This window comes from Streptomyces sp. WAC 06738 (assembly GCF_003945505.1).
Taxonomy (GTDB): Bacteria; Actinomycetota; Actinomycetes; order Streptomycetales; family Streptomycetaceae; genus Streptomyces.
Genome location: NZ_CP029618.1, coordinates 6,994,564 through 7,008,564, shown reverse-complemented (window position 1 = coordinate 7,008,564; position 14,001 = coordinate 6,994,564). Strand labels below are relative to the sequence as shown.

Below are 14,001 nucleotides of genomic sequence, written 5' to 3'. Positions count from 1 at the left end.
GCTCTGCGTCACAGCACCCGCGACGCGCCCACCGGCAGGTCCCACAGCTCCGCCCGCGGCCGGCCGGTGCGCTCCCAGGCCGCCCGCACCCGCCGCAGCGGCTCCAGCGGCGGCTCCGCCGACAGCAGGAACGTGCCGAAGTGCATCGGCGCCATCCGCCGTGCGCCGACGTCGCCGCAGGCGCGCACGGCCTGCTCGGGGTCCATGTGCACCGGGCCCAGCATCCAGCGCGGCGAGTACGCGCCGATGGGCAGCAGCGCGAGGGCGATGCCGGGCAGCCGGCGGCCGATCTCCTCGAAGAAGTGGCCGTAGCCGGTGTCGCCGGCGAAGTAGACCCGCCGGCCCGCGCCGTCGGTGAGCACCCAGCCGCCCCAGAGCGAGCGGCAGGTGTCGGTGAGCGTGCGCTTGCTCCAGTGGTGCGCCGGTACGAAGTCGAAGCGCACCGGCCCGCCGGGCGCGGGCAGTTCCGCGGCCTCCCACCAGTCCAGCTCGGTGACCCGGGTGAAGCCGCGGCGGCGGCACCAGCGGGCGAGCCCGGCGGGCACGAACAGCGGGGTGGTGCGCGGCAGCCGCTTGAGGGTGGGGCGGTCGAGGTGGTCGTAGTGGTTGTGCGAGACGACGACGGCGTCGACGGGCGGCAGGTCCTCCCAGCGCACCCCGACGGGGGTGACGCGGGCGGGGGTGCCGAGGATCCGCCGGGACCACAGCGGGTCGGTGAGCACGGTCAGGCCGCCGATGCGCAGCACCCAACTGGCGTGCCCGGCCCAGGTGACGGCGACGGTGGCGGGGCCCGCGGCGGGCAGCGGCCCGGGCTCGTAGGGCAGCTCGGGGATCTCCTCGAGGGTCCTGGCCGACGGGCGGAACTGGCCGGTGCGGGCCAGCCGGGCGAGCATGGCGATGCCGGGGAGGGGGGCGTTGAGGCGGTCGGTGAAGGACCGCGGCCAGCGGCGGATCTCGCCGAGGGGGCGCGGTTCCGTGCCGGAGCGCCCGGTCGGTGCGGCGGGCCCCGCGGCTCCCGTCCGCTGTGACTGGCTGGTCAACGGCGAACTCCCGTCAGCTCGGTGAGGGCCGATCCGAGGGACCTCAACGCCTCGGCCACCTGCGGCCAGTCCGCGGGGTCCGGCTGCTCCTCCCCCGCGGTTCCGGGGGCCGCGGGGGCTGCCGGGCCGGGCGCGGCGGCGGGGGTGAGGGTGCTCGCCGCGGCGGCGGGCGGCCTGGCCTGCGCCGAGGCGAGGGCGGCGGCGTGCGCGCCCCCGGCGTCGCCGAGCAGCGGCGCGGTCGTCACCCGCAGCCGGAGCGCGGTCAGGTCGTCACCGAAGCGCTGCGCGCCGGCGACCGCGCGGGCGCGGGACCCGGGGCCCAGCGCCCGGACGACGGCCGTCTCCAGGTCCACGGCGTCCACGACGCCGCGGCGGGCCAGGTCCCGGCGCAGGGCTTCGAGGTCCGCGTAGAGGTGGTAGCCGGCGTGCGGCGGGCGGACCAGGGCGCCCGCGCCGGTGAGGACGGACCGTACGGCCGCGGTGAGCGCCGTGTGCAGCCGGACGGCGGCGGCCAGCCGGCCGGTGACCGCGGGCGGCTCGGCCAGCGCCGCCGCGGCGGCGGCCTCGACGGGCGGCGGCAGCGGCGGCACCGCGGTGCCGAGCACGGCCAGCGCGGCGGCGTGCAGCGCGGCGCCCGCGCGGGTGGCGGGGAAGCGGGCGACGGCGGCGGGCCAGCCGGGCGGGGTGAGCGTGCCGCCGAGGTCGGCGAGGACGACGACGTCGTCGGGCAGCATCTCGGCGGGGCTGACGAGCACGGTGGCGTGCGGGTCGTGCAGCGTGTCGCGGTACGTCTCGTCGCTGACGACGAGCAGCCCCTCCCGGGCCGCCGCCTCGCACGCCTCGTGCACCAGCTCCGGCGGCGGCACGGTGCCGGTGGGGTCGTCGGCGACGGAGAGGACCAGCAACCGGGGGTCGCCGCCCTCGGCCCGTACCCGCCGGACGGTCTCCAGCAGCGCGATCGGGTCGGGGGCGCCGCCGGACTCGGCGGTGGTGGGCACACGGTGCACGGCGCGGCCGAGGACCGCCGGCTGGGCCGCGTACCAGGACGCGGAGGGCCGGGGCAGCAGCACCTCGCCGCCGACGGCGGCGACCAGGGCGAGGAGCAGGGCGGGGCCGCCGGGGGCGGCGACGGTCTGCCCGGGGTCGGTGGCCAGGCCGCGGCGGTGCCAGTAACCCGCGGCGGCGGCGCGCAGCTCCGGGCCGCCGCCGGGCGGCCCGGGGGCGGCGGTGGCGGCGCCGGCGAAGCCGTCGACGAGTTCCGCGGGAGGTGGCAGACCGGCGTCGGGGACGGCCTGCTGCATGCGCCACCTCCCGCCGTCACGCGCCCGTCGGGCGCTCACAAGAGTGCGGATCCCTCCCACTGTCCCAGATCGGGCGGCCACCGGGGCGGTGCGCTGCGCGCCTGGTCAGGTGAGGTGCGGCCGGGCGGCCGCGGCGGGCGTACGGCCCGGCGTACGGCCCGTACGCCCGGTACGGCCCGTTCGGCACGCGTCCCCTGCGCACGGTCCCTCAGCCGCGCTCGCGCGCGCCTGCGCGGGTGCGGCCGAGCGCGACGGAGCGTTCGGGGTGCCGGCTCAGGTACTCGCCTTCGAGCTGCGCCATGCGGGTGTTGTGCATGGCGAGCGCCGCCGCGGACCCGTGCAGCAGCGTGTCGTGGCGGGTGCGGTGGATGGTCTCCAGCTCCCTTATCAGTTGCTGGTCGGTCAGCCGCGCGGGGGCGATGCCGCCCCGGCGCCGGTCGCTCTCGCCCATCTGCGGCTCTCCTTCGCGCCGGCGGTCTCCGTCTCCCAGGATCGGGCAATCCGGGGCCCGCTGCTACCCGGGGGACGCGCCCAGGTTCGCCGGACCCTCCCCTCCTGCCCGCATAGCGGGACGATACTTCTCGTCATACGAGACCGGAGCTACGCTGCCGCCATGGCCGTTTACACGCATGGACACCACGACTCGGTGCTGCGCTCGCACCGCTGGCGCACGGCCGCCAACTCGGCGGCGTACCTGACCGGCGCACTGCGCCCGGACATGCACGTCCTCGACCTCGGCTGCGGCCCCGGCACGATCACCGCCGACCTCGCCGCCCTCGTGCCCCGGGGCCGGGTGACGGCGGTGGACGCCGAGGAGGGGATCCTGGCGCGGGCGCGCGCCGCGGCGGCGGAACGGGGCGTGACGAACGTGGAGTTCGCCGTCGCCGACGCCGAGGCGCTGGACTTCCCGGACGACTCGTTCGACGTGGTCCACGCCCACCAGGTGCTCCAGCACCTCGCGCACCCCGTGCGGGCGCTTGAGGAGATGCGCCGGGTGTGCCGCCCCGGCGGGCTCGTCGCAGCGCGGGACGCGGACTACGCGGCGATGACCTGGTACCCCGAGGTGCCCGCCCTGGACGACTGGCTGGACACCTACCGGCGGGTGGCGCGCGCCTCGGGCGGCGAGCCGGACGCGGGGCGGCGGCTGCTCGGCTGGGCCCGCGAGGCGGGGTTCGAGGACGTCACGGCCTCGGCGGGCGCATGGTGCTTCGCGACGGCGGAGGAGCGCGCGTGGTGGAGCGAGTCGTGGGCGGACCGCACGGTGGCCTCGTCGTACGCCCGCCTCGCGGTCGACGGCGGGCACGCGGACGCCGCGGGTCTGGCGCGGATCGCCGAGGGCTGGCGGGAGTGGGGCGCGGCGGGGGGCGCGTGGTTCGCGGTGCTGCACGGCGAGGTGCTGTGCCGGGTGCCGTGACGGCCCGGCGTGCCGTGACGGCGCGGCAGGCCCGGCGCGTACCCGCGTCAACGACCCGGCGTCCGGGCGGGCTTCGCCGCCCCTAGACTCTCCCCATGGAGATCCTCGGCACCTCACTGCGCATCTGCGTGGACGACCTTGAGTCCGCCGTCGACACGTACGAGAGGCTCACCGGCGAACAGGCGCAGCACTTCTCGCAGGCGGGCGTCTCCGTCGCCGCGGTCGGCTGCTTCCTGCTGATGTCCGGTCCGCCGCAGACCCTCGACGTGCTGCGCAGAATCACCGCGACGCTGGCGGTCAAGGACGTCGCCGAGGCGTACGCGACGCTCCGGTCGGTCGGCGCGGAGATCGTCGCGGGCCCGTCGGAGACGCCGATCGGGCGCAACATGGTGGCGCGCCACCCCGACGGCAGCATCTTCGAGTACGTCGACCGCCGCCGCTGACCCGCGCCGCCGGCCGCTACCGCGGCGGGCCGTCGATGTCGGTCATCTCGACGGTCAGGGCCCAGCGCTCGTGGTCGCGCCAGGCGCCGTCGATGAAGAGGTAGTCGGGCGAGAAGCCCTCCAGCCGGAAGCCGGCGCGCTTGGCCAGCGCGATGGAGGCGGCGTTGCCCGGCTGGACGTTGATCTCCAGGCGGTGCAGCCCGAGGTGGGTGAAGGCGTGGCGGACGACGAGGCCGATGCCCTCGGACATGAGGCCGCGGCCCGCGTACGGCACGAAGGCCGCGTACCCGAGGGCGCCGGAGAGGAAGGCGCGGCGCACGATGGCGTTGATGTTGACGAAGCCGGCGAGGGCGCCCGACTCCCGCTCGCAGACGAGGAACCCCTCGGTCTGCGGCTCGGTGAGCCGCTCCAGATAGGCACGGTAGTCGGCGGGGGTGGCGGGCGGGGAGAGCCACGGGTGGTGGAGCCGGGCGCTGGCCCGGGCGCGGGCGAGGAACTCCTCCTCGTCCGCGGGGCGCGGGAGGCGGATCGCGGTGCGCGCGCCGGCCGCGATGACGTCGTTCTCGGGCACCGGGCGAGTGTACGCCCCGCCGCCGGTCAGGGGTTCGGCTGGACGAACCGCAGCCGGTTGCCGAAGGGGTCGGTCAGCTCCAGGATCGTGCCGATCCCGGCGTCCTCCTCGAGTCCCGGCTTCAGGTACGGGTAGTCCTTGGCCTTCAGCTCGGCGTGCAGCTCGCCGGCGCCGTCGATCTCGACGTAGACCGTGGCGCCGGGGCTGGCGTCGCCGTGGTGCTCGCTCAGGTGGAGGGTGAGGTCTCCGCGGGAGACCTGCATGTAGAGCGGGAAGCCGTCGGCGAATCGGTGCTCCCAGTCGACCGTGAAGCCCAGGTAGTCGAGGTAGAACTCGCGTGCCTTGGCGATGTCGAAGATGCGGAGGATCGGTGCGGTACGACGGAAGAGGACAGTCATGTCTCCACTATGCCTCCGCCGCCAGCCGCTCGGCGAGACGGCGCATCCCGTCTCCGACCAGGTAGTGGCCGGGCAGCCCGGGGATCTCGACGGGGCGTCCGGTGGGGCGCCGGGGCGGGTGGCGTATGAGGTGGCCGAGGACGCGGGCGGCGAGCGCGGGGTCGTCGGGCGGGTCGCCGAGGACGTAGTGGTAGGCGTTCGGGCGCCAGTGGGGATAGCGCTCGGTGAGGCCGACGATCAGCGCGGGCGGACGGCGGCGGTACGAGGCGTAGGGCTCGGCGTAGGACGAGGTGCGGCGCCCCTCGGCGACGTTGCACGAGTCGCAGAGGAGGCCGCGGACCAGCCCGGAGACGTGGTGGTGGTCGGTGACCAGCCGGGCCGGGCACAGCCCGCAGACCGCGCACCGGCCGTCCTGCCAGCGCCGTATCGCCCCGAGTGCCCCGCCCGGACCGGCGACGGGCACGCGCGCGGGTGCGACGCCGGGCGGCGTCCACTCGTGGCAGGCGGGGACCTCGCGGCCCGGCGGTGGCGTGCTGCTCATGGTCCCGACGCTACGGCCCGGCACTGACATCGGCCGCCGCCCGCGGCCCCTCCGCCCGCAGCAGCGCGACGAGTTCGTCCACGTGCCCGCGGCGGGTGAGGAACCCGTTGACGTTGATCCGCAGCGCCCGCCTGCCGTCGAGGACCGTGGTCGCCACCCACGCCCGTCCGCCGCGCTCGACGCGCTGCTGGAGCGCGCGCTGCACCGCGTCCCGCGTCGCGGCCGGCGCGTCCCGTACGGCCGCGGGCAGATAGCGCACGCAGCACACGGCGGTCTGTACGTCGCCCGCGGGCTCGAAGCCGTCCGCGGCGGCCAGCCCGGCGGCGAGGTACCGGGTGAGGTCCAACTGCCGTTCCACGATCCGCCGGTAGCCGTCCCGGCCGAGGCCGGCGAGGGCGGCCCACAGCTTGAGCGCGTTGGCGCGCCGGGTGCCGAGCGGGCCCAGGCGGAAGAAGTCGAGAGGCCCGTCGTCCGGGGGGCCGTCCGGGGTGCCGTCCGCCGGCTCGCGGTCCCCGCCCCGCCGGTCGTCCAGGTACGCCGGATCGGTGTCGAAGGCGTCGCGCAGCACCCGCGCGCCGTCGCGGGTCAGCAGCGCGCCGCAGGAGAACGGCACGAACATCCACTTGTGCGGGTCCAGGGTCGCGGAGTCCGCCCGCGCCACGCCCCGCAGCAGTCCGCCGTGCCGCGCGGAGAACGCCAGCGCCCCGCCGTACGCCGCGTCGACGTGGAACCAGAGACCGTACTCCGCGGCCACGTCCGCGAGTTCGTCCAGCGGGTCGACGGCGCCGGAGGAGGTGGTGCCGGCCACGCCGACGACGCAGGCGGGCCGCAGCCCGGCGGCGAGGTCCCGCTCGACGGCGGCGCGCAGCTCGCCGACGCGGACGCGGAAGCGCGCGTCGGTGCCGACGCGGCGCAGGTTGTCCCGGCCGATCCCCAGCATGTCCACGCCCTTGACCAGCGAGAAGTGGGCCTGCTCCGAGGCGTACACGCGAAGCGGCGCGCCGCCGAGCCCGGCCGCGGCCGTGGTGCCGGCGGCCGCGTCCCGGGCGCACTTCAGCCCGATGAGGTTCGCCTCGGACCCGCCGCTGGTGAGCGTGCCGAACGCGCCGTCGCCGTAGCCGAGCAGGTCGCACAGCCAGCGCAGGACGCGCTCCTCCAGCGCGGTCGCGGTCGGCGACTGCCGCCACGCGGCGGCGTTCTGGTTGAGCGCGGAGCACACCGCGTCGGTCCAGACGGCGACGGGCAGCGGCGCGGGGTTGAAGAGGCCGAAGTAGCGCGGGCTGGAGATGTGCGTGGCGTCGGCGACGACGTCGCGGGCGAGCGCGTCGAGCAGTTCCAGCGCGTCCGTGCCCCGCTCGGGCAGCGGCCCGGCGAAGCGCTCGCGCAGGTGCGCCGCGGTGGCGCCGGAGCAGACGGGGAGGCCGTCCAGCGCCGCGGCGTACTCGGCGACCAGCCGCGTCGCGGCGGTGCCCAGGCGCCGGTGCTCGGCGGCGAGCGCCGCCGGGGTGAGGTCGTCGTCGTGCAGGGATACGTCCATGCAGCCGATCTTCACCTCGGACCCCACGACAGGGAAGGGGCGTCTTTCCGATGAGAAGACATAGGGTTTTCCTATGGCGCTCTCCCTGGAGGATCTGCGGGTGTTCCGGTCGGTGGCCACGGCGGGCAGCTTCGGCCGGGGCGCCGCGCGGCTGCGGCTGAGTCAGCCCGCCGTCAGCGAGCGGATGGCCCGCCTCGAACGCGACCTGGGCCGCCCGCTGTTCCTCCGCGGCGGCCGGGGCGTGCGGCTCACCCCGGCCGGGGAGCGGCTGCTGCCCTACGCCGAGCGGTGTCTCGCGCTCGCGGAGGAGGCGGTCGCGGTCGTACGGGCCGAGCCCGGCCGCCCGCGGGTGCGGGTCGCCCTGCACGCGACGTTCGCGCCGAGCGTGGTGCCGCGGGTGCTCGACGCGCTCGCGCCGCTGGACGTCGAGGTCGTGTGCACGGACGCGCACAGCGAGGAGGTGGTGCGCGGCCTGGCCGACCACACCGTGGACATCGGGTTCGTGGTGCCGGGACCGTACCCGCACACCCTGACCGTGGAGCCGTTCCTCACCGACCCGGTCGTCTGCGTCGCCCGCCCCGGGCACCCCCTGGACACCGGAGGACCGCTGCGGATCCGGGACCTGGCCGCGTATCCGGTGGCCTGTACGGCGTGGGGCGACGGGGCGGCGCGCTTCCTCGACCTGCTGCGCGCGGCCCCCGTGCCGGCCACCGGACTCCACCCCGTCTCCCCCGCCGAGACCGTCGCGGGCCTGGCCCGCCGCGGCAGCCACGCCGGGGTGCTGACCCGCTCCACGGTGGGTCCCGACCTGGCCGCCGGGTCGCTCGTCGAGCTGCCCGTCACCGACCTGCCGCGCTGGGAGCTGACCCTCGCCCTGGCCCACCGCGCGCAGGACGCCGCTACCGCCCCCGTACAGGCGCTGCGCGCGGCGCTGCTCGGCGGCTGAGGCCGAGGGGCGCCCGCGTCATCTGCGGCGCTGGAGCATCCACCCCACGATCATGCCGATCACCGCCACCGCCAGCAGCGCCAGCCACAGCGGCGTGGTGACCTCCCAGAACAGCAGTTGGATGCGGGTGCGGCGGGTGTTCTGGAAGATGAACGCCAGGCCGAGGGCGGCCAGCACGAGCGCGGCCACCCGGCGGGCCGTGAGCGCCTGCCGGGGGCCGCCGGTCCGTACCGAGGTGTGAGCCATGAGCCCAGCGTGCTCCCCGCATGCGGGATCGCGCCCGGCGGCCGGGCCCGTTCGGGCGAACGCCGGCGGCGGCTCAGGCGAGCCCCGGGGCGTCGAGGGTGAGGGTGCCCGCGTCCGCGTCGAGGACGGCGGGGAGGCCGAGCGGGACGGTGAGGGCGGGGACGCCGTGGCCGAAGTCCAGGCCCTCCAGCACCGGCACGCCGAGGTCGCCGAGCCGGTCGGCGAGCACGGCGCGGACGGCCTCGTACGGGCCGGAGTCCTCCCAGGTGCCGCAGACGACACCGGCGACGCCCGTCAGCCAGCCGCTGCGGCGGAGCTGGGTGAGGATGCGGTCGAGCCGGTAGTCCTCCTCCTCGACGTCCTCGATGAGCAGGATGCCGCCGGCGGCGCCGGCCCGGGCGCCGGGGGTGCCGAGACCGGCGGCGAGCAGGCTGACGCAGCCGCCGAGGGTGACGCCGCGGGCCCGGCCCGGGACGAGGGCGCGGGCGCCGGGGCTGGTCAGGCGCTGCACGGCGGCCGGCTCGAAGAGGGTGCGGCGCAGGTGCTCGCGGGTGGTGTCGTCCGCCGCGAACGGCGCCCAGGCGGGCATCGGCCCGTGCAGGGTGGCCACGCCGAGGTGTGTCGCGATCGCCTCGTGCAGGGCGGTGGCGTCGCTGAAGCCGACGTAGACCTTCGGTCCCGCGGCGCGCAGGGCGGCCCAGTCGACGTGGTCGAGCATGCGGTGGGCGCCGTAGCCGCCCCGGCCGGAGAAGACCGCGGCGACCTCCGGGTCGCACCAGGCGCGCTCGAAGTCGCGGGCGCGGGCGGCGTCGTCGGCGGCCAGGTAGGACAGCGTGTCGTGCTCGCCGTACGCGGTGGGGTGGACGACGACGTCCAGGCCCCAGCCGCGCAGCACCTCGACGCCGGCGTCCAGCTCCTTGCGCGGGAACCCGCCGCTGGGGGCGACGACCGCGACCCGGTCGCCGGTCCGCAGCCGGCGGGGGCGGACGAGCGCGGCGGCGGACCCGGTGCCCGGGGCGGCCGGGCGGGCGGTCGCGGCGGCGGGGGGCACGGGCGCGCCCAGGTCCACGGCCGGCACGTCCGGCGCCGCGAAGCCGAACGTCTGCGCGTACAGCGACAGCTCGGCCTCCAGCGCCCGGATCAGGGTGTCGGCGCGGCGGAAGCCGTGGCCCTCGCCGTCGAAGGTCAGGTACGCGTGCGGCACGCCCCGGCCGGCGAGCGCCGCCAGGAACCGCTCGGACTGCACCGGCGGGCAGATCACGTCGTCCAGCCCCTGGAGCAGCAGGAACGGCGCGGTGATCCGGTCGGCGTGGTGGACCGGGGAACGGTCGCGGTACCGCTCGGGCACCTCGGCGAGCGGGCCGACCAGCGACTCCAGATAGCGCGATTCGAAGTCGTGGGTCTCGTCGGTGGCCCAGCCGGCGAGATCGAGGATGGGGTAGACGATCGTGCCGCACGCGTACAGCCCCTCGGCCAGCGGCGAGGTGAGGGACGCGGCGGTGGTCCAGCCGCCCGCGCTGCCGCCGCGGATCGCCAGCCGGGCCGGGTCGGCGGTGCCCTCGTCGGCCAGCGCGCGGGCGACGGCGGCGCAGTCCTCGACGTCCACCACGCCCCACTGCTCGCGCAGCCGCTCGCGGTAGGCGCGGCCGTAGCCGGTGGAGCCGCCGTAGTTCACCTCGGCGACGCCGATGCCGCGCGAGGTGAAGTAGGCGATCTCCAGGTCGAGCACCAGCGGTACGTGCCCGGTGGGGCCGCCGTGCGCCCAGATCACGTACGGCGGCAGCTCGTCCTCGGGGCCGGTCAGCTCCGGGTGGTGCGGCGGGTAGACGTGGGCGTGCACCTCGCGGCCCCCGGGGCCCGCGAAGGTGCGGGACACGGGCCGCGGCAGGAAGTCCGGGCCGACGGCGTCGCGGTGGGCGTTGCCCGCGACGCGGGCGTAGCCGGTGGCGGTGTCCAGCTCCACGACCTCGTACCCGGTGACGGGGCTCGCGGCCAGGCCGAAGACCCGCTCCCCGGCGACGGCGAGGGCCGCGGCCCAGTTCGACCAGGGTCCCGGCACGTCGGCCAGCTCGCCGGTGGCGGGGTCGAGGACGCCGAGGCGGGTGCCGCCGGTGCCGTGCAGGGTGGCGACGAGGCCGCTGCCGAGGACGGCGAACCAGCGCAGCCCGACCTTCCAGAGCGCGTCGGCGAACTCCTCGGGCAGCGGGCAGAGTTCGGTGGTCACCGCGGTGGCGGGGTCGACCCGGTGCAGGTTCCACCAGCCGCTGCGGTCGGTGGCGGCCACCAGCGTGCCGTCCGGCAGCCACTCGGCCTGCGCGACGGACTCCGCCTCGGAGCCGGTCTGGGCGCCGAGGACCGTGGTGACCCCGGCCAGCCGGCCCTCCCCGGTGACGTCGGCGACGCGCAGCTCCGTGCCGTCCCACGGCATCTGCGGGTGGTCCCAGGCGATCCAGGCGGCCTGCCGGCCGTCCGGGGAGAGGCGGGGGCCGGTGACGAAGCGGTGCCGGTCGTCGGTGAGCTCGCGTACGGCCGACCGGTCGGCCGCCGCGGAGCCGTCCAGCGGCACGGCGGCGAGCACGCGGCGGACGTCGGTGGGCGCCTGGCCGGTGAACTCCTCCAGCACGCACCACACCTCGCCGCGCTCCGGCAGCACGACCGCGTCGCACCAGCGCAGCCCGCCGCCGACGGCGGAGACGGGGGTGAGCGGGCGCGGCTCGCCGCCGCCGTCCGGCTCGTACGCGTACAGCCGCTGGTCGGCGAAGTGGGTGAAGACGATCAGCGGGCCGCCGGTGGCGCGCGGAACGCCGGCCCAGGGCCGGCCGCCGTACTCGATGACCCGGTTGCGCACGTTCCACGGCGGGGGCAGCACCGACTCCTCGGTGCCGTCCGGGCGCAGCCGCACCAGCGCCCGCCGCCCGCCCTCGCGCGGCCGCGGGGCGGTCCACCACACCTCGTCGCCGACGGCGTCCAGATACTCCGGGCGGCCGTCGTGGGTCGCGGCGAGGGCGGCGGTCAGGGGGGAGGGCCAGGAGCCGTACGGGGCGGTGGTCACGGGCGGCGTCGTCTCTTTCCGCTGGTGGTCGAGGCGCCGCCGCTCGCGGCGGGCGCGCTCGCTGGTCGTGGGCCGCGTTCCCGCGCGGCCGCCGGGGGGAGGTGTGCCGTCAGGCCGATCTGAGGAAGTCGTCCAGCACCCGCACGCCGAAGTGCAGCGCGTCCACCGGCACCCGCTCGTCCACGCCGTGGAACAGCTCCTGGTAGTCGAATCCGGCGGGGAGCTTCAGCGGCGAGAAGCCGTAGCCGGTGATGCCCAGACGGGAGAACTGCTTGGCGTCGGTGCCGCCCGACATGCAGTAGGGCACGACGTGCGCGCCGGGGTCGAAGCGCTCCAGGGAGGCGCGCATCGCGGCGTAGAGGGGCGCGTCGACGGGGGCGGTGAGCGGGACCTCGCGGTGGCTGAACTCCCAGTCCACGTGCGGTCCGGTCAGCTCGTCGAGCGTGCGCGCGAACTCCTCCTCGCCGCCGGCCACCATCCGGCCGTCGATCTGGGCGGTGGCGCTGCCGGGGATGACGTTCACCTTGTAGCCGGCTTCGAGGACGGTGGGGTTGGAGCTGTTCCGCACGGTGGGGGCGACGAGGGCGGCGGCGGGGCCGAGCTTGCCGAGCAGCGCGTCCACGTCGAAGGCGGGGTCGTCCAGCTCCCCGGGGGCGACCTCGACGCCGTAGGCCGCGGCCGTCTCGACGAGCGCGGCGCGGACGGTGGGGGTGAGCCGGACGGGCCAGCGGTGCTCGCCGATGCGGCCGACGGCGGCGGCCAGCCGGGAGACGGCGTTGTCCGCGTTGACCTTCGAGCCGTGTCCCGCGCGGCCGCGGGCGGTGAGCCGCAGCCAGGCCGTGCCGCGCTCGCCGGCGGCGACGGGGTAGAGGCGCAGGCCGTTGCCGGCGTGGAAGGTGAAGGCGCCGGACTCGCTGATGCCCTCGGTGCAGCCGTCGAAGAGGGCGGCGTGCTCCTCGGCGAGATAGCCGGAGCCGTACTCGGCGCTGGCCTCCTCGTCGGCGGTGAAGGCGAGCACGATGTCGCGGCGGGGGCGGACGCCGGCGCGGGCCCAGGCCCGTACGACCGCGAGGACCATCGCGTCCATGTTCTTCATGTCGATGGCGCCGCGGCCCCAGACCACGCCGTCGCGGATCTCGCCGGAGAAGGGGTGGACGCTCCAGTCGGCGGGCTCGGCGGGCACCACGTCGAGATGGCCGTGGACGAGCAGCGCGTCGGCACCGGGGTCCGTGCCCTCGATGCGGGCCACGACGTTCGTCCGGTCGGGGGCCTTCTCCAGCAGGGCGGGCTCGATGCCCGCGCCGGCGAGGCGCTCCGCGACGTACTCCGCGGCCTGGCGCTCCACGCCGTCGCCGCCGCCGTGGTTCGTGGTGTCGATGCGGATGAGGTCGGAGGTGAAGCCCACGACCTCGTCCAGCGCCGCGGCGTCCGGGCCCGGGTGCGGGGCGGCGGGGGCATGCGGGGTCGCGTCAGCCATACTGCTCCTCCACCGCGGCCGAGACGAGCGTGGTGACCGCCTTGAAGCAGCGGATGCCCTCGTACATGGTCTCCGTCGTATACGCCACGCGCCGCTCGCCGGTCGGCGCCACGCCCGGCACCACCGTGGCCGCGCCGGCCAGATGCTCCGCGTCGAACTCCAGCTCCACCGTGAACGGGCCGCCGCGCACCGGCTCCGCCCGCACCGCGAGCGCCGCGCCCTCGGTGGCCGCGGCCCGGATGTCCGCCGCGGTACGCGCCGGGGTGCGGCAGACCGCGGCGTACCGCGAGACGTAGTCCTTGACGGCGACGCCGGGGGCCGCGGGCGCGTACCCCTTGGCGTCCTCGATCGTCTTGTCGTCGCCGGTGACGAGCACGACGGGGACGCCGAACTCGGCGACCACGTGCGCGTTCAGCAGGCCCTCGCTGGCCCGCACGCCGTTGAGCCAGACGCCCGTGATGGAGTTGGCCAGGTAGGTGTGCGCGAGGACCCCTTCGGCGCCCGCGCCCGTGTGATAGCCCACGAAGGCGATGCCGTCGACGTCGCCGTGCTGGACGCCCTCGACCATGGACAGCGACTTGTGCCGCCCGGTGAGCATCTGGGCGCGGTCGTCGATGCGCTCCAGCAGCAGATTGCGCATCGTCCAATGCGCCTCGTTGACCAGCACCTCGTCGGCGCCGCCGGCGAAGAAGCCCTCGATGGCGGCGTTGACGTCGGATGTGAACATGGGCCGGCAGCGCTCCCACTGCGGGCCGCCGGGAAGCACGTCGGCGGGCCACGTGACGCCGGTGGCCCCCTCCATGTCGGCGCTGATCAAGACCTTCATGCCGAGCCACGGTACGCGGTCGGACGAAGCGGTGAAACCCCTGTGGATACGTACAGAGGTCTAGACCGCCTCAACTCCCCCGGAACGCCCCGCGACCAGCCACTTCGACAACCGTCGCGGCCCTCCGCCAGCCGGAGGATGCACGCTCGCGACGACCGGCGCCGCACCCCGGCGCACGCGTCCCGGCGCGGGTCCTCCGCCCGGCCGGA

14 protein-coding genes are annotated in these 14,001 nt (G+C 76.5%); 3 read left to right on the top strand and 11 right to left on the bottom strand.

Annotation, left to right across the window (positions count from 1 at the left end; genetic code table 11):
* Positions 1-8 precede the first annotated feature (8 nt).
* The 3 genes from DMB38_RS30585 to DMB38_RS30575 form a co-directional block, all read right to left on the bottom strand.
* On the bottom strand, positions 9-1,040 hold the full coding sequence (locus DMB38_RS30585; RefSeq protein WP_125937859.1) for an MBL fold metallo-hydrolase: 1,032 nt from the start codon (positions 1,038-1,040) through the stop codon (positions 9-11).
* Complete coding sequence (locus DMB38_RS30580) at positions 1,037-2,341, bottom strand: aminotransferase class I/II-fold pyridoxal phosphate-dependent enzyme (RefSeq protein WP_125937858.1); 1,305 nt, start codon at positions 2,339-2,341, stop codon at positions 1,037-1,039. Before DMB38_RS30580 ends, DMB38_RS30585 begins: the two co-directional genes overlap by 4 nt.
* 208 nt (positions 2,342-2,549) lie before the next feature.
* Positions 2,550-2,792 carry a DUF6158 family protein gene (locus DMB38_RS30575; protein ID WP_047018800.1) on the bottom strand — a complete coding sequence of 81 codons (243 nt, stop codon included), beginning with the start codon at positions 2,790-2,792 and terminating at the stop codon, positions 2,550-2,552.
* Positions 2,793-2,954: 162 nt separating this feature from the next.
* Here DMB38_RS30575 and DMB38_RS30570 point away from each other — a divergent pair, with 162 nt between their 5' ends.
* Together DMB38_RS30570 and DMB38_RS30565 are read left to right on the top strand one after the other, a co-directional pair.
* On the top strand, positions 2,955-3,755 hold the full coding sequence (locus DMB38_RS30570; protein ID WP_125937857.1) for a methyltransferase domain-containing protein: 801 nt from the start codon (positions 2,955-2,957) through the stop codon (positions 3,753-3,755).
* Between the two features lie 95 nt (positions 3,756-3,850).
* Positions 3,851-4,198 carry a VOC family protein gene (locus tag DMB38_RS30565; protein WP_027770346.1) on the top strand — a complete coding sequence of 116 codons (348 nt, stop codon included), beginning with the start codon at positions 3,851-3,853 and terminating at the stop codon, positions 4,196-4,198.
* A 16-nt stretch (positions 4,199-4,214) separates the two neighbouring features.
* Here DMB38_RS30565 and DMB38_RS30560 read toward each other — a convergent pair whose 3' ends face one another.
* The 4 genes from DMB38_RS30560 to DMB38_RS30545 are packed head-to-tail and all read right to left on the bottom strand — an operon-like array spanning position 4,215 to position 7,245.
* Positions 4,215-4,769, bottom strand: coding sequence for a GNAT family protein (locus DMB38_RS30560; RefSeq protein WP_047018798.1), 555 nt, complete (start codon positions 4,767-4,769; stop codon positions 4,215-4,217).
* Positions 4,770-4,795: 26 nt separating this feature from the next.
* Positions 4,796-5,167, bottom strand: coding sequence for a glyoxalase superfamily protein (locus DMB38_RS30555; protein ID WP_125937856.1), 372 nt, complete (start codon positions 5,165-5,167; stop codon positions 4,796-4,798).
* 7 nt (positions 5,168-5,174) lie between these two features.
* Positions 5,175-5,708 carry an endonuclease domain-containing protein gene (locus DMB38_RS30550; RefSeq protein WP_125937855.1) on the bottom strand — a complete coding sequence of 178 codons (534 nt, stop codon included), beginning with the start codon at positions 5,706-5,708 and terminating at the stop codon, positions 5,175-5,177.
* 10 nt (positions 5,709-5,718) lie between these two features.
* Positions 5,719-7,245: a pyridoxal-dependent decarboxylase gene (locus tag DMB38_RS30545; protein WP_125937854.1), complete on the bottom strand. Its 1,527-nt coding sequence runs from the start codon at positions 7,243-7,245 to the stop codon at positions 5,719-5,721.
* 73 nt (positions 7,246-7,318) lie between these two features.
* Here DMB38_RS30545 and DMB38_RS30540 point away from each other — a divergent pair, with 73 nt between their 5' ends.
* Positions 7,319-8,191, top strand: a complete 873-nt coding sequence (locus DMB38_RS30540) for a LysR family transcriptional regulator (RefSeq protein WP_125937853.1) — start codon at positions 7,319-7,321, stop codon at positions 8,189-8,191.
* An 18-nt stretch (positions 8,192-8,209) separates the two neighbouring features.
* On the opposite strand, the gene DMB38_RS30535 is transcribed toward DMB38_RS30540, so the two are convergent.
* The 4 genes from DMB38_RS30535 to DMB38_RS30520 all read right to left on the bottom strand — a co-directional run bounded on the left by DMB38_RS30535 (position 8,210) and on the right by DMB38_RS30520 (position 13,792).
* Positions 8,210-8,437 carry a LapA family protein gene (locus tag DMB38_RS30535; protein ID WP_125937852.1) on the bottom strand — a complete coding sequence of 76 codons (228 nt, stop codon included), beginning with the start codon at positions 8,435-8,437 and terminating at the stop codon, positions 8,210-8,212.
* 73 nt (positions 8,438-8,510) lie between these two features.
* Positions 8,511-11,489 (bottom strand): prolyl oligopeptidase family serine peptidase, encoded by a 2,979-nt coding sequence (locus tag DMB38_RS30530; protein WP_125937851.1) that lies wholly within the window; start codon positions 11,487-11,489, stop codon positions 8,511-8,513.
* Between the two features lie 109 nt (positions 11,490-11,598).
* Positions 11,599-12,966: a M20/M25/M40 family metallo-hydrolase gene (locus DMB38_RS30525; RefSeq protein ID WP_125937850.1), complete on the bottom strand. Its 1,368-nt coding sequence runs from the start codon at positions 12,964-12,966 to the stop codon at positions 11,599-11,601.
* Positions 12,959-13,792 (bottom strand): M55 family metallopeptidase, encoded by an 834-nt coding sequence (locus tag DMB38_RS30520; protein WP_101420685.1) that lies wholly within the window; start codon positions 13,790-13,792, stop codon positions 12,959-12,961. The genes DMB38_RS30525 and DMB38_RS30520 overlap by 8 nt, the downstream gene beginning before the upstream one ends.
* Positions 13,793-14,001: the final 209 nt, after the last annotated feature.